The sequence below is a fragment of the Pseudomonas oryzihabitans genome (assembly GCF_014522265.1).
Taxonomy (GTDB): Bacteria; Pseudomonadota; Gammaproteobacteria; order Pseudomonadales; family Pseudomonadaceae; genus Chryseomonas; species Chryseomonas aestiva.
Genome location: NZ_CP017024.1, coordinates 4,802,264 through 4,824,561 on the forward strand (window position 1 = coordinate 4,802,264; position 22,298 = coordinate 4,824,561).

General features: G+C 62.9%; 15 protein-coding genes and 1 pseudogene. 8 read left to right on the forward strand and 8 right to left on the reverse strand.

All coding sequences use genetic code 11. The features are described from left to right. Positions 1-68: 68 nt before the first annotated feature. From BGI51_RS22145 to BGI51_RS23895, 3 genes are all read left to right on the forward strand, one after another. Positions 69-1,715: an acetolactate synthase large subunit gene (locus BGI51_RS22145; protein WP_187979765.1), complete on the forward strand. Its 1,647-nt coding sequence runs from the start codon at positions 69-71 to the stop codon at positions 1,713-1,715. 77 nt (positions 1,716-1,792) lie between these two features. Beyond that, the gene (locus BGI51_RS22150) at positions 1,793-3,418 is read left to right on the forward strand and encodes a methyl-accepting chemotaxis protein (protein WP_187979766.1); all 1,626 of its coding nucleotides are present in this window, start codon (positions 1,793-1,795) and stop codon (positions 3,416-3,418) included. 199 nt (positions 3,419-3,617) lie between these two features. Further along, positions 3,618-3,860, forward strand: a complete 243-nt coding sequence (locus BGI51_RS23895; RefSeq protein ID WP_356593582.1) for a methyltransferase domain-containing protein — start codon at positions 3,618-3,620, stop codon at positions 3,858-3,860. A gap of 566 nt (positions 3,861-4,426) precedes the next feature. Here BGI51_RS23895 and BGI51_RS22155 read toward each other — a convergent pair. The 4 genes and pseudogenes from BGI51_RS22155 to BGI51_RS22170 all read right to left on the reverse strand — a co-directional run bounded on the left by BGI51_RS22155 (position 4,427) and on the right by BGI51_RS22170 (position 10,440). Further along, positions 4,427-4,633: a hypothetical protein gene (locus BGI51_RS22155; protein WP_187979767.1), complete on the reverse strand. Its 207-nt coding sequence runs from the start codon at positions 4,631-4,633 to the stop codon at positions 4,427-4,429. Between the two features lie 91 nt (positions 4,634-4,724). After that, positions 4,725-7,861, reverse strand: a pseudogene (locus BGI51_RS22160) (CusA/CzcA family heavy metal efflux RND transporter). A gap of 9 nt (positions 7,862-7,870) precedes the next feature. Next, entirely contained in the window at positions 7,871-9,139 is a 1,269-nt protein-coding gene (locus BGI51_RS22165) for an efflux RND transporter periplasmic adaptor subunit (RefSeq protein ID WP_437179461.1), read from the reverse strand. Positions 9,140-9,186: 47 nt separating this feature from the next. Further along, complete coding sequence (locus BGI51_RS22170) at positions 9,187-10,440, reverse strand: TolC family protein (protein ID WP_252977164.1); 1,254 nt, start codon at positions 10,438-10,440, stop codon at positions 9,187-9,189. Positions 10,441-10,660: 220 nt separating this feature from the next. Between BGI51_RS22170 and BGI51_RS22175 the strand changes: the two genes are divergently transcribed. Together BGI51_RS22175 and BGI51_RS22180 are read left to right on the forward strand one after the other, a co-directional pair. Further along, positions 10,661-11,335: a heavy metal response regulator transcription factor gene (locus BGI51_RS22175; RefSeq protein ID WP_187979768.1), complete on the forward strand. Its 675-nt coding sequence runs from the start codon at positions 10,661-10,663 to the stop codon at positions 11,333-11,335. A gap of 5 nt (positions 11,336-11,340) precedes the next feature. After that, positions 11,341-12,747 (forward strand): heavy metal sensor histidine kinase, encoded by a 1,407-nt coding sequence (locus BGI51_RS22180; RefSeq protein ID WP_187979769.1) that lies wholly within the window; start codon positions 11,341-11,343, stop codon positions 12,745-12,747. A 443-nt stretch (positions 12,748-13,190) separates the two neighbouring features. Here BGI51_RS22180 and BGI51_RS22185 read toward each other — a convergent pair whose 3' ends face one another. Beyond that, complete coding sequence (locus BGI51_RS22185) at positions 13,191-14,114, reverse strand: LysR family transcriptional regulator (RefSeq protein ID WP_187981382.1); 924 nt, start codon at positions 14,112-14,114, stop codon at positions 13,191-13,193. Positions 14,115-14,536: 422 nt separating this feature from the next. Between BGI51_RS22185 and BGI51_RS22190 the strand changes: the two genes are divergently transcribed. The 3 genes from BGI51_RS22190 to leuD all read left to right on the forward strand — a co-directional run bounded on the left by BGI51_RS22190 (position 14,537) and on the right by leuD (position 18,161). Next, on the forward strand, positions 14,537-15,898 hold the full coding sequence (locus tag BGI51_RS22190; RefSeq protein WP_187979770.1) for a dicarboxylate/amino acid:cation symporter: 1,362 nt from the start codon (positions 14,537-14,539) through the stop codon (positions 15,896-15,898). Between the two features lie 159 nt (positions 15,899-16,057). Further along, a complete protein-coding gene (gene leuC / locus BGI51_RS22195; RefSeq protein WP_187979771.1) occupies positions 16,058-17,476 on the forward strand; it encodes a 3-isopropylmalate dehydratase large subunit in 1,419 nt (472 codons plus the stop codon). A 16-nt stretch (positions 17,477-17,492) separates the two neighbouring features. After that, the gene (leuD, locus tag BGI51_RS22200) at positions 17,493-18,161 is read left to right on the forward strand and encodes a 3-isopropylmalate dehydratase small subunit (RefSeq protein ID WP_187979772.1); all 669 of its coding nucleotides are present in this window, start codon (positions 17,493-17,495) and stop codon (positions 18,159-18,161) included. Between the two features lie 527 nt (positions 18,162-18,688). Here the strand turns inward: leuD and BGI51_RS22205 are convergent. The 3 genes from BGI51_RS22205 to BGI51_RS22215 all read right to left on the reverse strand — a co-directional run bounded on the left by BGI51_RS22205 (position 18,689) and on the right by BGI51_RS22215 (position 22,150). After that, positions 18,689-20,020: an MFS transporter gene (locus tag BGI51_RS22205; protein ID WP_187979773.1), complete on the reverse strand. Its 1,332-nt coding sequence runs from the start codon at positions 20,018-20,020 to the stop codon at positions 18,689-18,691. A 106-nt stretch (positions 20,021-20,126) separates the two neighbouring features. Then, complete coding sequence (locus BGI51_RS22210; RefSeq protein ID WP_187981383.1) at positions 20,127-21,467, reverse strand: amidase; 1,341 nt, start codon at positions 21,465-21,467, stop codon at positions 20,127-20,129. Between the two features lie 5 nt (positions 21,468-21,472). Next, positions 21,473-22,150 carry a DUF2848 domain-containing protein gene (locus BGI51_RS22215; RefSeq protein ID WP_187979774.1) on the reverse strand — a complete coding sequence of 226 codons (678 nt, stop codon included), beginning with the start codon at positions 22,148-22,150 and terminating at the stop codon, positions 21,473-21,475. Positions 22,151-22,298 lie beyond the last annotated feature (148 nt).

Sequence of the window (22,298 nt, forward strand, 5' to 3'; positions counted from 1 at the left end):
TGCCATACGACGCCCTTTGTATCGCTCCTAACCCTCACGCATCGCTTCTTCAAAGGAACACGACACTCATGATGAAGGCCTCCGATCTGGTCGTTCGCTGCCTGGAAAACGAGGGTGTGGAATACATCTTCGGCATTCCCGGCGAAGAGAACCTGGACCTGCTGGAATCCCTGCGGCGCTCCTCGCAGATCAAGCTGATCCTGACTCGCCACGAGCAGTCCGCCGGCTTCATGGCCGCCACCTACGGCCGCTTCACCGGCAAGACCGGTGTCTGCCTTTCCACCCTCGGTCCAGGCGCCACCAACCTGGTCACCGCCGGCGCCTACGCCTACCTGGGCGGCATGCCGATGCTGATGCTGACCGGCCAGAAGCCGATCAAGAAATCCAAGCAGGGGCGTTTCCAGATTCTCGACGTGTGCCGCATGATGGCGCCGCTCACCAAGTACACCCACCAGTTCGCCTCCGCCGACAACATCCCGTCGCGCATCCGCGAGGCCTTCCGCCTCGCCGAGGAAGAAAAGCCCGGCTCCGTGCACTTGGAACTGCCGGAAGACATCGCCGACGAGCACACCGAGAGCCTGCCGGTCCCGCCGAGCCTGAGCCGTCGTCCGGTCGCCGAAGCCAAGGCCATCGCCGCCGCCGTCTCCAAGCTGGAAAACGCCCGCAGCCCGGTGCTGGTGCTGGGTGCCGGCACCAACCGCAAGATGACCGCACGGGTGCTGCGGCAGCTGATCGAGAAGACCGGCATCCCCTTCGTCACCACCCAGCTCGGCAAGGGCGTGGTCGACGAGCGCCACCCGCGCTTCCTGGGCAACGCCGCCCTCTCCGCCGGTGACTTCGTGCACCGCGCCCTGGAGTCCGCCGACCTCATCGTCAACATCGGCCACGATGTGATCGAGAAGCCGCCGTTCTTCATGACCCGGGGCGGCACCGAGGTCATCCACATCAACTTCCGCTCCGCCGAAGTCGATCCGGTGTACTTCCCTCAGATCGAGGTGGTCGGCGACATCGCCAACGCCATCTGGCAGATCAAGGAGCGCATCGGGGTCCAGCCCACCTGGGACTTCGACCGCCTGCTGCACATCCGCGAAGCCAACGAGGCCCATGTCGCCGAAGGCGCCACCGACGACCGCTTCCCGGTCTATCCGCAGCGCCTGGTGGCCGATCTGCGCGACGTGCTGCCGTCCGACGGCATCGTCGCCCTGGACAACGGCATCTACAAGATCTGGTTCGCCCGCAACTACAAGGCCTACATGCCCAACACGGTGCTGCTGGACAACGCCCTGGCCACCATGGGCGCCGGCCTGCCGTCGGCCATGGCCGCGCGTCTGGTTTACCCCAACATGCCCATCGTGGCGGTGTGCGGCGACGGCGGCTTCATGATGAACAGCCAGGAGCTGGAAACCGCGGTGCGCCTGAAAATGGATCTGGTGGTCATCATCCTGCGCGACGACGGCTACGGCATGATCCGCTGGAAGCAAGCGCAGATGGGCTTCGAGGACTTCGGCCTGGACTACGGCAATCCGGACTTCGTCCGCTACGCCGAAAGCTACGGCGCCCACGGCCATCGCGTGGAAAGCGCGGCCGCCTTCGCGCCGTTGGTGCGGCAGTGCCTGGACACCCCTGGCGTCCACGTCATCGACTGCCCGGTGGACTACTCCGAGAACGATCGCATCCTGCACCAGGAAATCCAGCAGCGCAGCGCGGCGGTTTGAGCGTGACTAGCTGACTGGATTGCCACCCGGTGCCGCTACCTGCATCCCGCTCACCAACCACCAACCGGACCTAAGACATGACATTACGCTCTTTCGGAATCGCCAGCCGCAGCTTGCTGTGCTTTGGATTTCTAGCCGCCTTGGTCGCTGGAGTGGGCATTTTCGGTATCACGCAGATGTCGCAAATGAGGGATCAAAGCCTGGAGATCGAAACGGACAGCGTCCCGAGTGTGATCGAGGCTGACAACCTGGCCCTGCTGTTGGCTTTTACCCGAGCAGAAGTGTTGCGCCTGATAGCCTTCCCGGACGCGTCCACTGTCGTCGATGCGCGCAAGCAGCTCGAATCCCATCACAACGCCATACTGGCGGCATTCAACCGCTATGAAGCCTCGATTGGCTCCGATCCGGAGCGTCAGGCCTTCGAAAGTCTGCGCCAGGCCTATCGGGGCTATCTCGATAGTGTCAACCAGCTGGCCGAGTTGGTGGGCACCGGCAGAATGGACGAAGCCCGCACTATGGTGCAGACAGTCCTGGCCCAGCTAGGAGCCAAGATGAACGCAAGCACCGAGGCCCTGCGCAAGTTCAATCAGGATGACATCAACGCAGCCTCCGAACACGCCAGTGCTACCTATGGCCAGTCGAAAGCAGTGACCTGGTTGGCGATCGGCCTCGCGCTGGGCCTTACCCTGTTGCTGGCCTGGCGCCTGACCGTGAGCATTACTCGGCCAATCGATACCGCCGTGAGCGCTGCCAGGGCTATCGCCAGCGGCGATCTGACCCAGACCCTGGACACCCATGGCCAGGATGAGGCCGCCCAACTGCTGCGCGCCATGCAGCAGATGCAGACCAATCTTCGCGACACCCTGAGCCACCTGGGGCACTCGGCCAATCAGCTCGCCTCGGCCGCCGAGGAAATGACCGCGGTCATGCAGGAAAGCGCCACTGGCCTGCAGCAGCAGAATGGCGAAATCGAGATGGCCGCCACCGCGGTGACCGAGATGAGCCAGGCTGTCGAGCAAGTCGCCGGCAACGCCACTTCAACCTCGACCGAATCACGCAAAGCCGCTGATACAGCCCGCCATGGTCAGCAACAGCTGGGCAAAACGCTGATTGCCATCGGGACGTTGACCGAGAACGTCATGGGCGCCGGCGATCGTGCCAAGGCACTGGCCGAACAGACCCGCGACATCAGCCAGGTCCTCGACGTCATCCGTTCGGTAGCCGAGCAGACCAATCTGCTGGCACTCAATGCCGCAATCGAGGCCGCCCGAGCAGGCGATGCCGGGCGTGGCTTTGCAGTTGTGGCGGATGAGGTAAGGGGCCTGGCCCAACGCACGGGTGACAGCACGCGCGAGATCGAAAAGATGATTGGCAGCATCCAACAGGGCACCGGCCAGACGGTAGATGCTCTGCTGACCAGCGCCGACCAGGCACGACAGACGCGGGAACAGGCGCAGGCGGCGAACTCGGCCTTGGAGACCATCGCGCAATCGGTGTCGGGCATTGATGAGCGGAACCTGATGATTGCCAGCGGCGCAGAGGAACAGGCTCAGGTGGCCCGCGAAGTGGACCTTAACCTGGCGCGTATTCGTGATCTGTCGGTGCAGACTGCCGCGGGAGCTGAGCAGACTCGCGCGGCGAGTCTGCAGCTCTCTCAGTTGGCGGTAGAACTCAACGGACAGATTCGACGATTCCGCGTGTGAGGAGCTGATCAATAAACTCAGCGCCGGGCTTTGATACTCCCGGCAATGCTCCTGCGGGGTGGCACTCGACATGCTGCTGGCCGGGCCGGATTGCGGCTGGCGTCGGCGAAACATCCCGCACTCGAGACACGCTGACCAGAACCGCTACCCTCCTCCCTGGATCAGACGAACCCCAGGGAGTGCGGGAATTACCGAGGGCATGTGGGATTTGGACATCGGCTGTGGCTCTGGCGATGTCACGTTCCTGCTGGGCGAGCCGGTCGGTGAACCGGGCGAAGTTGTCGGCAGGGATCACGACGACGATGCGCTCGCCACCGCAAGGGCCGTGCGGCCGAATTGGCACTGCCTAGACCGCCATGCTTCTATCGGAGCAGCATCGCGGACATGCCTGAATCCTTGGGCACCTTCGACGCCACCGTGGACGTCGAGTACTGAGGTATAAGCCCCAATAACACTGCTGCGGCAACCGCCTTGGTAGAGCGACTCCAATCCGACAGGTTGATGATCTTTCAGGAGCACGACAGTACGCTGACGCCTGCCAGCATGGAAGGTTTCGAACTGCATCGGAAAGCTTAAGGCTGGATCCAGCAGAGGATCACTTGTGAGGGCGTGGCTCTGCAGCTAGGCGTCAATCTCCACGGAAGTCCCACCAACGCGGGTCTGAACGTGGAAGCGGTTCACGCCGCCTGGGGTGCAGCCCCCTGATGAGGCCTATGCCCTTGGAAGCATCTTCAAGGCCTGTCTTCCAGGCATTGTGGCGCTCGGCGTAGCGGCGCCCGAGGAGATCGGTATAGACACCCTGCAACGGCGCCTCGATGACGAACGTCGGAAGTCCAAGGGCATTCACCTCGGCGCCGCGATGTTCGGCGCCTGGGCGCATGTCCGTCGCCTGATACGGTCAGCGGATACCGGTCGCCTCGACGTGAGCTGGCGAGTTACGTCCATCTTTGCCGATTCGTGCCATCCGTGGCGACGAGCGACCTTGCGGCCGCTCCTGACCTAGCGGCCCTAGTTAGTGGCCTCGACGGCTCCTTGCCGAGACTGACGCTCCTCTTTCGCCAGCGTTTCGTGCATCTCCCGGTGCTGCTGGAGCGCCGCCTGACTATCGCGAAAGTCTTCGTTGTACGAGATCGAACGCTCGCTGCCGTCTGCGGCATAGCTGACGTGGGCCACAGCGAGGGCAGCGGCAAACAGGGCAGTTTTAAGGAACGGCATGGTGTTTCTCCTTCTAGAGTGCAGCGTGGGTATGGGGGTCACTCTAGAGGGGCGCGGCTAACGCCAGGATGAGCCGCGCATTACAATCCTGTCATCCTTCCCCGGGCTGTTCGCGACGGCGCAGGACGCTGTGGTAGAGGGCAGGCAAGACCAGCAGTGTCAGGGCGGTGGAGGACAGGATGCCGCCGATCACCACGGTCGCTAGCGGGCGTTGTACCTCTGCCCCGGTGCCCGTCGCCAGGGCCATGGGAATGAAGCCCAACGAGGCCACCAGCGCGGTCATCAGCACTGGCCGCAGGCGGACCAGAGCCCCTCGCGCACCGCGATGTCCAGCGGCTTGCCCTCCTCCAGCAGGCCACGGATAAAAGAGACCATTACCAGGCCATTCAGCACCGCAACGCCCGACAGGGCGATGAAGCCCACACCTGCCGAGATCGACAAGGGAATGTCTCGCACCCACAACGCCAATACCCCTCCCGTCAAGGCAAAGGGAATGCCGGTAAAGACCACGAGGCCGTCGCGCAGGTTGCCGAACATCATGAACAGCAGCACGAACACCAGCAGCAGCGCTACCGGAACCACGAGTTGCAGTCGGGCGGCGGCAGCTTGCAGCTGCTCGAATTGACCGCCCCAGCTGGTCCAGTAGCCTGCTGGAATCCGCACCTGGTCCGTGATGGCGGCGGTGGCATCCGCCACGAAGCTACCCAGGTCCCGATCCCGCACATTGGCACTGACGATCACCAGGCGCTTGCCGTCTTCACGGCTGACCTGATTCGGCCCAAGCACCGTTTCCAGGCGCGCCACATCGGCCAGCGGGATGAACTCGACACGACCTTCCACCGCAGGCAATGGAATGGGCAAGCGCGCCAGCACCGCCGGGTCGCTGCGCAGGGCCTCCGGTAGGCGGATCATCAGATCGAAGCGGCGGTCGCCCTCGAAGAGCGTGCCAGCCTTGCGTCCACCGAGCGCCGTTGCGACCACATCCTGGATATCACCGACATTGAGGCCGTAGCGCGCGGCTCGCTCACGATCGATCTGCACACTCAGCAGCGGTAGCCCACCGGTCTGCTCCACCTTCACCTCGGCGGCGCCTTGGACCTTCTGCAGCACCCTGGCAATGTCCGCAGCGGTCTTGTTCAGCACCGCCATGTCGTCGCCGAAGACCTTGACCGCCACATCGCTGCGCACCCCGGAAATCAGCTCGTTGAACCTCAGCTGGATCGGTTGCGACAGCTCATAGTTGCTACCGGGCACACGCGCAGCTGCCGCCTCCAGTTCGGCCATCAGCTGCTCGCGGGACTTGCCTGGATCGGGCCACTGCGCCTGCGGCTTGAGCATCACATAGCTGTCGGAGATGTTCGGCGGCATCGGATCCGCGGCGATCTCGGCGGTGCCGGTACGCGCGAAAACCCGCTCCACCTCGGGTACCTGATCCAGGATGGAGCGCTCCAGGCGTTGCTGCATGTCCACCGATTGCCCCAGGCCGGTACCGGGCACTCTGAGCGCCTGCAGCGCGAAATCACCCTCGCTCAAGCTGGGTACGAACTCACTGCCCAGGCGCAGGGCCAATAGCACCGTCAGCACCACGCTCAGGCCAGCGCCGGCGAAAATCAGTGGCCGCCGACGCATGGCTGCATCCAGCGCGACGGCATAGCCGCGCCGCGCCGCGCTCATCAGTCGATTGTCCTGCTCCTGTACGCGCCCCGTGACGAACAGTGCCACGGCCGCCGGGACGAAGGTGACGGACAGCAGCATGGCGCCCAGCAAGGCGATCACCACGGTGAAGGCCATTGGATGGAACATCTTGCCTTCCACACCCGTCAGGGCGAACACCGGCAGATAGACCACCATGATGATCAGCTGCCCGAAAATGAGCGGCCTCCGCGCCTCGCGCGCGGCGGCGAACACCTCCTGAAAGCGCTCCCTGCGGTCGAGCACCCGACCGTGCCGCTCCTGGGCATGCGCCAGCCGGCGGATGGCATTCTCCACGATCACCACGGCGCCATCGACGATGATGCCGAAGTCGAGCGCGCCCAGACTCATCAGGTTGGCGCTGACCCGATTCGCCGCCATGCCGCTGAAGGTGAAGAGCATCGAGAGCGGAATCACCAGCGCGGTAATCAGCGCTGCGCGCAGATTGCCGAGGAAGACGAAGAGCACGGCGATGACCAGCAGCGCACCTTCCACGAGATTCTTGCGTACCGTGGCGATCGCCTTGTCCACCAGCGTGGTGCGGTCGTACACGGCGATCGCCTGCACCCCTTCCGGTAGGTTGCGATTGATCTGCGCCAGGCGCTTGGCCACTGCCAGCGCCACCTCGCGGCTGTTCTCGCCCACCCGCATGAAGACGGTGCCAAGCACCGCCTCCTCGCCATTTTCGGTAGCCGCCCCAGCGCGTGACTCCTGCCCTACCCCTACGCTCGCGACATCCCGGATCCGCACCGGGATGCCGTCCACGGTTGCGAGCACGATGGTGGCGATGTCCTCGACAGAGGCGAGCTGCCCCGGTACCCGGATCACCAGCTGCTCCCCGGCGCGCTCGATGAAACCGGCGCCGACGTTGGCGTTGTTTCGCTCGAGCGCCACCGCCACTTGCTCCAGGGTGATGCGGTAGCCGGCCAGCCGCTTGGGATCGGGCGCGATCTGATACTCCTTGGCATAACCGCCAATGGTGTTGACTTCCGCCACCCCGGGTACGGTGCGCAACTGGGGTTTGACGATCCAGTCCTGGATCTCGCGCAGATCGGTGAGCGTATAGGCTTCGCCATCAGCCCGGCGCGCCTGGGGCGCGGCCTTCACCGTCCAAAGGAAGATTTCCCCAAGCCCTGTGGACAGCGGCCCCAGATTGACTTCCACGCCCTCCGGCAGGGCCTCGCGCGCGCCCTGCAGGCGCTCGCTCACCTGCTGGCGGGCGAAGAACAGATCCGTCCCGTCGGCGAAAATGACGCTGATCTGGGCAAAGCCCGAACGCGACAAGGAACGGGTCCGCTCCAGCCCTGGCAGGCCGGCCATGGCCGTTTCCAGCGCATAGGTGACCCGCTGCTCGACCTCCAGCGGCGAGGCACCCGGTACCTCGGCGTTGATCTGCACCTGGACGTTGGTGATGTCCGGTACCGCATCGATGGGCAGGTGTCGATAGCTGTAGATCCCCAGTGCAGCGATGCCGAGCGTGGCAAGCAGCACCAGCCAGCGCTGCTCCATGGCGAAGCGAAGAATACGTTCGAACATGATGCGCCCTTAGTGGGAGTGCTCGGCCGAGCCCTTGCCCAGCTCCGACTTGAGAATGAAGCTGCCGCGATCGGCCACCACCTGGCCAGCGCTCAGACCCTGACGAATCTCGATGCGCTCACCGTCCCGCGCCCCGGTGACCACGGGGGTCGCCTGGAATCCGTCTGCCGTCCGAACGAACACCACGGAGCGATCCTCCACGACATGCACGGCGCCACTGGGCACGCCAAGCACCTCGGCCCGTCGCTCGTCATCGAGCCGCACCGTGATGAATAGACCGGGGCGCCAGGCGCCGGCCGGATTGGCCAGGGTGACGCGCGCGGTCGCCGCCCGGGTCTGTTCGCCCAACAGATTGCCGACGTGCGCCACGGTGCCCTCGGTGCGACTGTCCAGCTCTCCTGCGACGATCTCCACCTGTCGGCCGATGGTCACTCGATCGAGGTCGCGTGCGGGGACGGCGAACGTCGCCCAGACGCGGGACAGGTCGGTGAGCGTGAACAGGTTGCTGGTTTCGTCCACCCGCTCGCCCAGGACCAGGTGCTTCTCCACCACCACGCCGTCGAAGGGTGCGCGCAGTTCATAGCGACTACCGCCCTGAGCGGAGGCCGCGCCACCCAACGCCTGGGCTTTCTGGCGGGCATTGCGGACGGCGATCTCGGCTTCCTGCAGGGTCTGCCGCGCCTGCAGCAGATCCTGCTCGGCACTGATCCGCTCCTGCCAGAGGTTCTGCTCGCGGGCATAGAGGGTGCGCGCCAGCTGCAACCGCTGCTGCGCGGTCGCCAACTCGCTACGCACCTCGGAAAGCTGCTCGCTGGCAATGACTGCCAGCACCTGCCCCTTGCGCACCTGGTCCCCGAGATTGGCCTTCACCTGCTCGACGATGCCGGGCGTGCGAGACACCACGTGAGCGGTGCGATCTTCATCGAAGCGAATCTCTCCAGGCAGACTCAAGGAGGCGCCAACGTTCACCGGCGCAACCACCTGGGTCTCGATGCCGGCCGCGCGAATCTGCTCCGCGCTCAACTCGATCTCGCCTTCGGCGTGCCTCTCTTCGCCCTCGCCCTGGGCGCCCTCGTCTGCTGCATGGCCGTCTTTCTCTGCAGCCAGATCCGGCCGGGGCGGGGCCGCTCCCGCCTTGGCAGCTGCCACCTTCGCGGGAGGTGCCGCGGAGTCGGGATGGTCGTGACCGGCACCCGCCTGCACCGTACTGAATGGCAGCCCACTGCCAATTACCGCGATCAGCAGCTTCCGCATCAGTCTCGGCCTGAATGAAGTCATGGTCATGCAAGAACTCCGCACCCGGTCTGATCCCGGGATCTGTAGCGTCATGGGGAAGTGAAGAGCGGGCCATGGAGGCGTTCGAGGCGAGCCCAGGCGGCGATCTGCGCCCGCTGGGCGAGCAGGTACTGCCCCCGCGCCGCAATGAGGACGCGCTGGGCTTCGAGCACATCCAGCTGGGCAAAACGACCCAGCGAGAAGCCGCGCGTGAGGTCATCGACCGTGCGCTGGCCCGCTGGCAGAACGAGGTTGCGCAGGTCGTCGACGTCAGCCGATGCGCTACGCCAGTCGCGCAGTGCCTGAAGGGTTTCGGCCTGAACCTGCAGCTCGGTCGCTCGCTGGAGATCGCGGGCCTGATCGGCACGACTGGAGGCCGCGAGCAGGTTGCCCTGGTTGCGATCGAACAGCGGCAGCGGAAGCGAGAAGCCCACCAGATTGACCCGCTCCCCCTCAAGCTCGTCGTACTGACTGCCAAGGCTCACCCGCACGTCCGGATAGCGCTGGCTGCGCTGCAGATCGACGTCGGCATCCCCGGCGGCGACCTGCCGCCGGGCCTTGAGCATCGCCGGCGTCTGGCGGATGGCCTGCAGCAGCCGGGCTTCGCCGGGAGGTGCGGGCAGACGATCCAGGTCACCGACCGGCTCACCGAGCTGGGTGACGGAGAGACCCAGGTAGCGGGCGAGAACCTCACGTGCGTTGTCGCGTTGCTGCAGGGCATGCCTTAGCTCCAGCCGCTGGGTGACTTGCTCCACCTCCGCGCGGGTACCCGATACCGGCGAAAGCTTGCCCGCTCGAATCTGTGCCCCTGAGCTGTCCAGGCTGCGCTGGGCCAGCGCCTGCGATTGCTCGGCGAGCCGTACCCCTTCTTCGGCCAGTAGCAACTCGTAAAAACCCTGGATGATGTCCGCCCGCAGGGCATAGCGCCGCGCCTCGAGGTCCGCATCGACCACGCCAGCGTTGGCCTCGGCCACCGTCACCCGCGCGGAGCGCTTGCCGCCCAGTTCAAAGGGCTGGGTGAGCGTGAGGCTGCGGGTCTGGCTGGCAGAGCGCGTGTCCTCTACCTCGAAGGCGAGCTCGGGGTTGGGCAGGAGGCCTGCCTGTTGACGGGCACCTGCGGCTGCGGCGGTCTCCTGGCGGGCCGCCAGATAGTCGGGATTGTCGCGGAGGGCCTGGAACAGCGCCTGCTCCAGAGTGAGCGATGAGGCCTGGACCGGACCGCCGGCGAGCAGCAGACCCAGCCCCAGGACCAGCCCCGGCAGGCGCGATGGCGTGGGATGTCGACAGAGAGGAAGTAACGGCACGACAGCGGCTCCTGTGCAGAAGGCGCGACGCCCGAAGGGAACGTCGCTCGATAGCGGAGCCGACTCTAGGGAGCGCCACCTATCGCGCCGGTGACGCCAACATTACAAAGCTGCAAGGAAGTTGCCGCGATACAGGTATACCGGCAGGCTTGGCCGCTTGACCCTCTAGCGACTTCAGGCTTCAGCCTGCGCCGCTTCCTCGACACGACCGATACCGACGATGCGCCTACTGATAGTGGAAGACGAAGCCCGCGCTGCGGATTACCTGCAGCAGGGCCTCAGGGAGAATGGCTATGTGGTCGATCGCGCCGCGACCGGGATCGATGGCTTGCATCTGGCCCTGCAGCAGGACTACGACCTGATCCTGCTGGACATCAATCTGCCGACGATGGATGGCCTGGAGGTCCTGGAATTGCTGCGCCGACGCAAGCAGACCCGGGTGCTGCTGCTCACCGGCCAGAGCCGCACCAGCGAACGCGTGCGCGGACTGGACGCTGGCGCTGACGACTATCTGACCAAGCCGTTCGAGTTTCCGGAATTGCTCGCCCGCATCCGCGCCCTGCTGAGGCGAGGCGAAACGCGGGTGGTCAGCGATACCCTGCAACTGGCTGATCTCGAGCTGCACCCCTTTCGCCATCGCGCCTTTCGCGGTGACCAGCGCATCGACCTGACCAGCAAGGAATTCGCGCTGCTTCACCTGCTCATGCAACGCCAGGGCGAAGTGCTCTCGCGCACCGAAATCATCTCACGCGTCTGGGACATGAATTTCGATTGCGACACCAATGTGGTGGAGGTCACCGTTCGACGCTTGCGGATGAAGGTCGATGAGCCCTTCGAAGAAGCCCTTATCCATACCGTACGCGGCGTCGGCTATGTGATGGAGCGTCGCTCATGAGACCCATGAGCCTCGCCCTGCGCCTGGGGCTCATCGTCACCGGCGTGGGCTTGCTGCTGGCCGTCGTTCTGGTCGTCCTGGTGTACGGCGTCCTGGACCGTGAGCTGGATAAGCGCGCTGCCGATCAATTACAGGCCAAAGCAGGGCAGATCCTGCACAGCCTCGAAGAGCGGCCCGCCGATTCCAGTGCACCCTGGCAGCATGCGCTTGCCGACGCGCTGCTGGGCCACGAGGAGCTATCGGTCACCGTGCTGTCGGCTGCGGAAGACACCCCCCTGTATGGACTGGGCTCCCACGCCTACGCCGATGAGTTACGACCAGGCCGCTGGCCGGATGCCCAGACCCTGGCCTGGCACTCAGATGACGGCCACGACCTGTTGACTGTCCGAACCAGCCTGGCCATTCCGGGGCTACCGCCACTCCAGCTGCTGCTGAGCCAGGATCGCAGCAGCGACAGATTTCTGCTGGATGCCTTCCTCCGCGCGGCTCTGATAAGCCTGCCGATTCTGCTGCTGCTGATCGGCGCCGCAGCGTGGTGGACGGGCTATCAGGGCCTTGCACCCTTGCGGCGCTTCCGCCGTACCGCCCGGTCGATCACTACCCGACAGCTCACCTTGCGGGTCGACGACACCAACCTGCCTGCAGAAGTGGCTGAGCTGGCCACTGCGCTGAATACCATGCTGGAGCGCCTCAACGCCGGGGTGCAGTTGCTCGACCGCTTTGCCGACGACGTTGCCCACGAGTTGCGTACGCCGCTCGGGATCCTCATTGGGCGTACGCAGATGATACTCAGCCGGAAGCGTGACGAGACCGCGTATCAACAGGCGCTGGAAGAGTCCCTGGACGAGTTGGATCGCTTGAGCCGAATCGTCACCGACATGCTGCTGCTCGCCCGCCTGGACAGTCACGAACCGCTGAATTCGTTGAGCAAGGTGGCTGTCGAGCAAGAGGCGCTCAGGGTTTGCAGCCTGTTCGAAGCCTATGCCGAGGCGCGCGATATAGACCTCGCAGTTACGGGGCAGCTGCGCGTCAAAGGCGACCGATTGATGATCCAGCGGGCATTGTCGAATGTGCTCTCGAACGCTATCCGACACGCTGATCCGGGAACGCCAGTGACCGTGCAACTGCTCCAGCAAGAGGATGGCGGGGGGCAGGTCACTGTGATGAACCAAGGATCGCCCTTAGATCCGGACGAGTTGTCGAAGGTCTTCGAGCGCTTCTACCGGGCTGGCGACCGTCAAACAGGTGGCAGCGGCCTGGGATTGGCAATCGTCCGAGCGATCATGACGTCCCACCAGGGGTGGGTGCAGGCCGAATGTCACGCGGGAAGTACGAGTTTCACGCTGACATTTCCTTCGCCAGTTACGCCCCTGACCAGCCACGATGCCCAGGGTGGCCCTGAACGCCGTTAATACTGGCGATCTTCTTCGGTTGCCACACCTGCTATGGCCCGCCAGCGTGGCCCCAACCGATCAGGCGTCGCCCCATGCCCCGACCTCGTACTTGACGGCTCCATACCCCGAGCAGGATTGCCCGGCCGTGCCTGCAGTCAAGGCATCCAAGATGGGACATGACCGCTGCTCACCATGCCCTGGACATACCGCGCGCGCCCTCTTCAGAACCCCAGCTGTCGCGGTCGTTTTGTCGAGTAGCGAAAGGTCATGGTTTCAGGGCTTGAGCAGGAAAGCTTCGACCAGCCGTCCTGGTCCCTGATCGAGCCGAATGCTGTGATGCGCCCCTACGTGCCCTGGACGTTCATGGCAACACCCTGCCCGCTGGAAGTGATCAGGCACGGTCAGCAGGATCAGGCAAAACGCGTCAACCTCCCCGCCCGTGGGCAGCGATCGCCCAGCGCTCAGGCGTCGGACTCGCCGGTGTCCTCTCCCATGGCGTTGATATTGGAGAAACGCTCGACCAGAAAGTCGATCAGGCTGCGCACCCTGGCCGAAAGATGCAGCTGTTGCGGGTAAACCGCGTAGATATCCGCCTGCTCGGTCTGGTCTTCCAACACCACCCTCAGGCGCCCGCTGCGTACATAGCGGGCGATATCCCATTCGGAGCGCTGCAGAATCCCATAGCCTTCCAGGGCCCAGTTCAAGGCCACTTCCCCGTCGTTGCAGCTCAGGGCACCGTGGATCTTGATATTTTGCGTGCGCCCGCCGTTGTTGAAATTCCAGACGCCGTAGGTCGCTTCGTTCTGCCGCAGGAAAATGCAGCTGTGGTCTTGCAGGTCCGTGAGCCGGGAGGGGCTGCCATGCTTTTCCAGATAGAGGGGGGAGGCGCATAGCAGTCGGCGATTGGAGGCGATCTTGCGGGCATGGAACGCCGCGTCGGGGAGGTTGCCGATCCGGATGGCCAGATCGAAACCATGGGCGGCAAGATCCAGCGGATGATCGCTGATCTCCAGCTGCACCTTGACCTCGGGATAGCGGGTATGAAAGGCAGCGAGGGCCGGGCCGATATAGCGGCGGCCGAAACCCAGGGTCGCATTGACGCGTATCAGGCCCTTGGGGGTCGCGCGACAGCTGCTGACCAGCTGCTCCACCTCATTGATCTGCGTGAGGATGCGCTCGGCGTGGTTGAAGTACATCTCCCCCTCGGCCGTCAGGCTCATGGACCGGGTTGTCCGGGTGACCAAGCGAATGCCCAGGCGTGCTTCGAGGGCACTCAGACGCTTGCTCACCGCTGGCGGGGTCACCCCCAGTTCCCGAGCGGTCGCTGCCAGGCTGCCTTTCTCGGCAAGCAGATGGAAAAAAGCGAGATCAAGGGTCTGGCTCATTGGTAACTCAAAGTTAATTAAGTAGTGATTTTGAAGCACTCACAGGGTCGCGATCACTACATATACTCCTCTCGCACACTGCTGAACAGCCTGCGGTCAACCATCCCGCACCAATCGGCTTAGTTGAGCCAGTTAAAAGCGCCATCAAAACTCCCGCAGTTTCAGCGAAGTGTATTGGACTGAGCCAGACAATGGGATCCAAGACCAGTAACGACTGCCGAAGACGTTCGACGTTGAACTTCACCCTATTGAAAGCGGCTCGCACCGAGGCCTTTAACTTCGATAGAGGAGATGTGCGCGCTGGTACTGATTGATCGCTGACCGCCTTCAATCGCGCGAGGCAATACCTCAGACATCTCGCGATCGGTCGAAAGCCGATTACCCGATGTCTCCTGACAAAAATAAAAATTCAGGGGTTAACAATGAAAAAAGCGCTCGGAAAACTCTACGTACAGGTGTTGATCGCAGTAATAGCCGGTGCTCTTGTCGGCGTGCTGTTTCCTGAAACAGGGGCGGCACTGAAACCCCTGGGCGATGCCTTCATCAAGCTCATCAAGATGCTGTTGGCGCCGGTCATCTTCCTGACGGTAGTGACCGGCATCGCCGGAATGGAAAACATGAAGGAACTGGGACGGGTCGGCTTCCGTGCCCTGATCTATTTCGAAGTGGTTTCCACCCTGGCGCTTGTCGTCGGCCTGGTGGTCGCCAATGTATTGAGGCCCGGCAGTGGAATGAATGTCGACGTCACGACCCTGGATACTGCAAGTCTCAGCAGCTACGCCACGGCCGCCAAGCATACGTCGGCCATGGACTTCCTGATGGGCATCATTCCCAACACCATCGTCGATGCCTTCGCGAAGGGCAACGTGCTGCAGATACTCCTGTTTTCAGTCTTGCTAGGGGTGGCCCTGGCCAATGCCGGGCCGCGGGCGAAACTCTTCGTGGACACGCTCGACAGCCTGACGCAAGGCATGTTTCGGATCGTCAGCATGATAATGCGCCTGGCGCCTATCGGAGCCTTCGGCGCGATCGCCTTCACCATCGGCAAATACGGCTTCGGCTCGCTGTTTTCGTTGGGCAAGCTGGTGGCTTGCGTCTATCTGACCTGCGCGGTGTTCGTGATTTTCGTACTGGGTCCGATCTGCCGATACAGTGGCTTCAGCCTCTGGAAGTTCCTGAAGTACATCAAGGAAGAACTGTTCACCGTGCTGGGGACCTGCTCATCCGAATCGGTGTTGCCGCAGATGATCTCGAAAATGGAGAAGGCCGGTGTATCCAAGCCGGTGGCAGGACTCGTCATTCCCTCAGGCCTGACCTTCAATCCTGATGGGCAAGCCATTTACTACACCATTGCCGCCATCTTCATCGCCCAGGCGACCAATACCCCGCTGACCTTGACCGATCAGCTGATCGTGCTGACCGTTCTGATGTTTACCTCCAAGGGGTCCGCGGGCGTGGCCGGGGCAGGCTTCATCATCCTCACGGCGACCCTGGCTTCGCTCGACACCATCCCGGTGGCCGGCATGGTGCTGCTGTTGGGTGTGGATCGCTTCATGTCCGAGGCGCGGGGCATTACCAATACGATCGGCAATGGGGTCGGAACGATGGCCATCGCCAAATGGGTGGGCGCTTTGGACACGGCCAAGATGAATAGAGCGCTTGATGGCGAAGACCTGGAAGAAACTCGTGATGCTGCGCGCTCCGAGACCGCCAGATCGGCGACATCACCGAGCGAGACGCTTGTGCAACTACCCGATGTTACAAGTCGGGCGCTCAAACATTAATAAAAATCTGACTGCGCTTTATTACGCAGCCGCATGTCGGCGTCTGCTCCGCACAAAGATTGTGTTCATTACTTGTCGATGAAAAACACGTTCTTGTTGTTCGATTCGATCTAAGAGCCAGTTTTCTGGCATACAAAAAACTCAAGGCAGGATAATGCGATGGTTAGCCGAACACTTTACGACAAACTCTGGGATTCGCATCTGGTGAAACAGCGCGACGACGGCTCGGCGCTGCTCTACATCGACCGTCACATCATTCACGAAGTGACCTCGCCCCAAGCCTTCGAAGGCTTGCGGCTGAGCGGCCGCGCGCCCTGGCGTGTCGATGCCAACATCGCGACCCCGGACCACAATGTGCCGACTACGTCAGAGCGCAAGGGCGGGATCGCCGCCATTGCCGATCCGGTTTCGCGTCTGCAAGTGCAGACCCTCGATGACAACTGCGACCAGTACGGCATCACCGAATTCAAGATGAACGACGTTCGCCACGGTATCGTTCATGTCATCGCTCCGGAACAGGGCGCCACCCTGCCGGGCATGACCGTGGTCTGCGGCGATTCCCACACCGCCACCCATGGCGCCTTCGGGGCGCTGGCACACGGTATAGGCACCTCCGAAGTCGAGCATGTGCTGGCGACCCAGTGCCTGATCGCCAAGAAGATGAAAAACATGCTGGTTTCCGTCGATGGCCAATTGCCATTCGGGGTGACCGCCAAGGACATCATCCTCGCAATAATCGGCAAGATCGGTACCGCCGGGGGTAATGGCCACGCCATCGAGTTCGCGGGCAGCGCCATTCGGGCCTTGTCCATCGAAGGCCGCATGACCATCTGCAACATGGCGATCGAGGCCGGCGCCCGCGTAGGTCTGGTAGCGACGGACGAAAAAACCATCGCCTATATCAGGGGCCGCCCGTTCGCCCCGAAAGGCGCGGAGTGGGATATGGCCGTCGAAGCCTGGAAAGACCTGGTATCTGATGCCGGCGCCCGCTTCGACAAGGTGGTCGAACTCGACGCCGCGCAGATCAAGCCGCAAGTCAGCTGGGGCACTTCGCCGGAAATGGTCCTGGCCGTAGACCAGAACGTTCCCGATCCGGCCCAGGAGGCGGACCCGATCAAGCGCGACTCCATCGTCCGTGCCCTGAAATACATGGGTCTGACCGCCAATCAGGCGATCACCAACATCCCGCTCGACCGCGTGTTCATCGGCTCATGCACCAATTCGCGGATCGAAGACCTGCGGGCTGCGGCCGTGATCGCCAAGGGCCGCAAGGTGGCTTCGACCATCAAGCAGGCCCTCGTCGTGCCGGGATCAGGTCTGGTGAAGGCCCAGGCCGAAGCGGAAGGCCTGGACAAGATTTTCCTCGACGCCGGTTTCGAATGGCGCGAGCCAGGCTGCTCGATGTGCCTGGCAATGAATCCGGACCGCCTGGAGTCCGGCGAGCACTGCGCCTCTACGTCCAACCGCAATTTCGCCGGGCGCCAGGGAGCCGGTGGTCGTACCCACCTGGTCAGCCCGGCCATGGCCGCCGCTGCGGCGGTGAACGGTCGCTTCGTCGACGTCCGTGACCTGATCTGATCTGAAGGAGCCAAGCATGAAAGCCTTTACCCAGCACACAGGACTTGTCGCCCCTCTGGATCGCGCCAACGTCGACACCGACCAGATCATTCCCAAGCAATTCCTGAAGTCGATCTACCGAACGGGTTTCGGCCCCAATCTGTTTGATGAATGGCGCTACCTGGATGAGGGACAGCCGTACCAGGACAATTCCAAGCGGCCGCTGAACCAGGATTTCGTCCTCAACGCCACGCGCTATCAGGGCAGCAGCGTCTTGCTGGCCCGGGAGAACTTCGGTTGTGGTTCCAGTCGCGAGCATGCGCCCTGGGCCTTGGAGGAGTACGGTTTCCGCAGCATCATCGCACCGAGCTTCGCCGATATCTTCTTCAACAACAGTTTCAAGAACGGCCTGCTGCCGATCGTCTTGAGCGATAGTGAGGTGGACGAGCTGTTCCGGCAGGTCGAAGCCGAGCCGGGCTACCAGCTGCACATCGACCTGGAGGCCCAGACCGTGACCCGTCCGGATGGCAAAATCCTGGACTTCGAGATTGACGCCTTCCGCAGACACTGCCTGCTCCAGGGGCTGGACGATATTGGCCTGACCTTGTTGGAAGCCGATGCGATCACGGCGTTCGAAATCAAGCACCGGGCACGTCAGCCCTGGCTGTTCAGAAACCCTGAAGAATCGACGCGAGCGCTTGGCTAACGGCTATGAATCCATGATCACCCTTGTTTCAGTGACATCAGCTGCGCATTGAGATAAGCCGATATCCCCTCTCGCTCTGGTGGTAAAAACAATCTGGCAGACGACCACTCATCGCTCTGTCCAGGCCAGTTTTCAGAGAGAGAGGGGCTCTAGGAGGCCGTGATCGAGGAGGATATCCAGAAGCTCGTCGTACCGACCGTTGCTTAAGACCTCTGATCGGACTATGCCTTTTTACGGACCCTCCCGGCACGTACCTGCTTACCCTCTTGCGGTACGAAATCGTCAATGGGGGGGTATGGCGAATCCTGGCGGACCGCCAACAACGTGAACGGTTGGCGTCACAGCTGCGCGTGGATGGCACCACCGAAATGCGAGACGGGCTACTACAGGTGATGGCGGGTCGGCTGGAGGACGTCAGCGAGCGGCCTCAAGGGCTGGAAGCAGGCGGCGGGGATGTGTTCACAAGTTGCATCCGTCAGATGCCACCTGACACCCAAGCCCCAGGGCTTGCCTATGGTTTTCACAGACTAGGCGCTTTCGCTGACCCTGACGTCCTTGAACAGCAGGAACACCATTACGGCCGCCAGAATCTCCAGCGCCGCAACAAAGTACAGGCCCGCGGAGAGACTGCCGGTCAGGGTGCGCAGGAAACCGATCATGTAGGGCGCGACGAAGCCCGCCAGATTGCCGATGCAGTTGATCAGAGCGATTCCACCTGCGGCGGCGGTACCCGCCAGGAATGCGCCGGGGATCGACCAGAACACCGGGAAGGCGGCCAGGATGCCGGCCGCCGCCACGGTCAGGGCGATCAGCGCCAGGGTGGCGTTGCCTAGGCACAGGCCAGTCGCTATCAAGCCCAGACCCGCCAGGAGTGCAGCGATGGCGCAATGGGCGCGTCGCTCGCCGGTCTGGTCGGAATGGTGGCCGTTCCACACCATTGCCAGCGTTCCAATGATGAACGGAATGGCGGCCAGCAAGCCGATGGTCATGTTGTTATCGATGCCCAACGACTTGATCACCGACGGGGTCCAGAACGCGATGGTGGCGTTGCCCGAGACGATGCAGAAGTACACCAGTGCGCATAGCCATACCTTGGGATTGCGAACCAGGCTTCTCAGATCGCTGTGTTTTTCGGGGGCGGCATCTTCTCGAGCAATGACCTGGCTGACGTGATCGCGCTCTGCCTGCGTCAGCCACTTGGCCTGGGCCGGTTTTTCAGGCAGGTAGCGCAGCACCGCGATACCGGCCAGTACCGAGGGAATGCCCTCGATGATGAACAGCCATTGCCAGTTGGCCAGACTGCCAACCCCGACCATGCGGCTCATGATGAAGCCTGCGATAGGACCGCCTACCACTCCGGCGATGGCGAACGAAGTCATGAACATCCCGTTGATGCGTGCGCGCTGCGCCGCGGGAAACCAGTAGGTGAGGTACAACACCACGCCAGGGAAGAAGCCGGCTTCGAATGCACCGAGCAGAAAGCGCAGGACGTAGAACGACATTGGACTTTCCACATAGGCCATTGCCACCGAGGTCAGTCCCCAAAGGATCGTGATACGCGCCAACGTGCGCCGTGCGCCAATCTTTTCCAGGAGCAGGTTGCTCGGCACTTCGAAGAGGAAGTAGCCGATGAAGAAGATGCCTGCGCCGAGACCGTAGACCGCTTCACTGAAACCCAGGTCATCAAGCATCGCCAGCTTGGCGAAGCCGACGTTTACTCGATCAATCCATGCCAGAACGAAGAGGAACACCAGGAATGGCAGCAGACGCCAGGCGATCTTGCGATAGGTCGCGGCGGTAGCGGTACTGTCCGGGTTCGCGCCTTGGGAATCGGCGATCAGGACGGGGTTCTGGTTCATACTGCATCTCCATCGATTCAGCGCCGAGGAAGACCCTGAGGGGACGTCGGAGCATCAAGGGTTCAAGGGGGTACCGCTGGCGTTGCCCTGCGAGAACGGCACTGCTTCAACTGTTGCGCAACAGCGACTCAACGCTGCGGGCCACTTGCAGCACGCGCGCGTCCTGGCCGTTCAGCCCGGCGATCGACAGGCCCACAGGCAATTCGTCGCCGCAGTGACAGGGCAGACTCAGCGCGCAGCCGTCCAGGAAGTTGATGACGCTGGTGTTGCGCAGTACCAGGCCGTTGGTGGCAAAGAACTGCTCATCGTCCTGCTCCAGGGCGGATAACAGCGGCGGAACGACAGCTACGCTGGGCAGCAACCAGGCATCGGCGTCACCCAGACGTGCCTTTGCAGCGGCGATCATGACCTTGCGCTGGGCTTGCAGGTGCAGGTAGTCGGCCGCGCTCAGGGACTGGCCACGGCGAATTCGTTGGGCCACGCGCGGGTCGTAGTCGCCGGCCTGGCTACCGCTCAACCAGGGATGATGTAGATACCACGCCTCGGCAGCGGTGAGGCCGCCTGCGGCATTGATCGTCGGCAGCTGATGCAACTCAGGGAAGTCGAACCAGCTGATCACAGCACCGGCTTCCCGCAGACGCTCCAGGCTGCGCTCGAAGGCGCGAGCCACGGTGTCATCCAGGCCATCCAGAACGAAATCACGGGTCACTGCGAGGCGTAAGCCGGCAAGGGAGGCAGGGCGAGAGTCGAATGTTTCGCCTGAAAGAATTTCGTCAAGCAGGATGCTATCGGCCACCGTTCTGGTGAGGGCACCAACCGAGTCCAGGCTGCTGGCCAGGGGCATGGTGCCTTGAGTCGACACCCGTTGTGCGCTGGGCTTGAAGCCCACCAGACCACAAAAGGCGGCCGGGATACGCAGCGATCCACCGGTATCTGTTCCCAGGCCAGCCACGGCCATGCCGCCGGCTACGCTCACCGCTGCACCGGAGCTGGAACCGCCTGCGATGCGCCCAGCAGCCACCGGGCTGGTCGGCGAACCGTAGTGGGGATTCAGGCCCAGGCCGGAAAAGGCGAATTCGCTCATGTTGGTCCGCCCGAGCAGAACGGCGCCAGCGGCGCGCAGGCGAGCCACGATGGCGGCATCGCAGCCGGCGGGCGCTGCCCGGGCCAATACCTTGGACCCGGCGGCGGTGACTTGCCCGCGCACGTCGAAAAGGTCTTTGATCGATACCGGCAGGCCCGCCAGGGGCGACGGGGCGTAGCCAGCAGCGCGAGCCTGGTCGCTGGCTCGTGCCGCCAATAGCGCAGCCTGGGTATCGACGCTGATGTAGGCGTGGCCACCCGCAGCGCGATGGACTTCGATGCGCTCCAGCGCTTGCGTTACCAGCGCCTCGCTGGTGGTCGTGCCCTGGGCAAGCTCAAGCGCCAACTCACTGATCGCTTTCATCAGGGTCACTCCGCTACCGGCAGTGGCTCGACGCGGTAGGTATGGCTCAAGCTGCGGCCAAGCACCGGGTCGAACAGCTCCATTTCGAAGGATTCGCCATACCCCAACTCGCCGATCACCGGCTGGGTGCCACAGAACATCGCGGTACCCGCGGGTAGCGCAGCGCTGTCATCGAGCTTGGCCAACAAGGTCGCGGGCGCCAGCAGCGAGGTCACAGGGCCGTCCTGATAAAGGGCGCGGACGCCGTCGCGATCTCGCCAGGTGCGCATCACCAGTTGATCCCAGTGCCCTTCCACCTCGGCGAAGCGCCAGGCCATGGAGGCAATGGGCTTGTCACACATTTGCTTGGAAACCGTAACGTCGAAGGCTTCAACCTTGCGGTCGGTATGGTCAGAACCGAGGCCCACTAGTAATCCTTCAGGACTGGGTATCAGCACGATCTCAGTCTCGCCGGACGAGTGTTTGCCGGGCACCTGGATGCTGGGCGCAGGGTTAAGCAGGCTTGCCGCGACGCGGTAGAAACAGGGAATCTGAGTGGGACGGCGTACGCCCAGGGCTTCCAGTTCGGCAATGTGATGCTCGACCGCAGCGCTGTCGCGCCCAGCCCAGCCGGCAATGATCAGATGGTCGATATCGACACGGACTTCACCATGGCCGATCACGTTGAGGTTGAGTTGCGTCATCTTTCGCTCCTTGGACAGGGAATAACGGCACCAGCTCTGTTACTGATGATCGACTGATATATCACAGTATTTTCACAGAGCAACGCCTGTGCCAGCTCGGCCCACGCCAAGGAAAGTCCCATCAAATCAGTGGATTGCGTAGCTGATG

Excerpts from the sequence above, each read along its gene's own strand:
- BGI51_RS22165 (WP_437179461.1), bottom strand. The coding sequence starts at position 9,139 with ATGACTTCATTCAGGCCGAGACTGATGCGGAAGCTGCTGATCGCGGTA.
- BGI51_RS22210 (WP_187981383.1), bottom strand. The coding sequence starts at position 21,467 with ATGAAAGCGATCAGTGAGTTGGCGCTTGAGCTTGCCCAGGGCACGACC.
- leuC (WP_187979771.1), top strand. The coding sequence starts at position 16,058 with ATGGTTAGCCGAACACTTTACGACAAACTCTGGGATTCGCATCTGGTG.
- BGI51_RS22205 (WP_187979773.1), bottom strand. The coding sequence starts at position 20,020 with ATGAACCAGAACCCCGTCCTGATCGCCGATTCCCAAGGCGCGAACCCG.
- BGI51_RS22155 (WP_187979767.1), bottom strand. The coding sequence starts at position 4,633 with ATGCCGTTCCTTAAAACTGCCCTGTTTGCCGCTGCCCTCGCTGTGGCC.
- leuD (WP_187979772.1), top strand. The coding sequence starts at position 17,493 with ATGAAAGCCTTTACCCAGCACACAGGACTTGTCGCCCCTCTGGATCGC.
- BGI51_RS22180 (WP_187979769.1), top strand. The coding sequence starts at position 11,341 with ATGAGCCTCGCCCTGCGCCTGGGGCTCATCGTCACCGGCGTGGGCTTG.
- BGI51_RS22145 (WP_187979765.1), top strand. The coding sequence starts at position 69 with ATGATGAAGGCCTCCGATCTGGTCGTTCGCTGCCTGGAAAACGAGGGT.
- BGI51_RS23895 (WP_356593582.1), top strand. The coding sequence starts at position 3,618 with ATGTGGGATTTGGACATCGGCTGTGGCTCTGGCGATGTCACGTTCCTG.
- BGI51_RS22150 (WP_187979766.1), top strand. The coding sequence starts at position 1,793 with ATGACATTACGCTCTTTCGGAATCGCCAGCCGCAGCTTGCTGTGCTTT.
- BGI51_RS22175 (WP_187979768.1), top strand. The coding sequence starts at position 10,661 with ATGCGCCTACTGATAGTGGAAGACGAAGCCCGCGCTGCGGATTACCTG.
- BGI51_RS22190 (WP_187979770.1), top strand. The coding sequence starts at position 14,537 with ATGAAAAAAGCGCTCGGAAAACTCTACGTACAGGTGTTGATCGCAGTA.
- BGI51_RS22185 (WP_187981382.1), bottom strand. The coding sequence starts at position 14,114 with ATGAGCCAGACCCTTGATCTCGCTTTTTTCCATCTGCTTGCCGAGAAA.
- BGI51_RS22215 (WP_187979774.1), bottom strand. The coding sequence starts at position 22,150 with ATGACGCAACTCAACCTCAACGTGATCGGCCATGGTGAAGTCCGTGTC.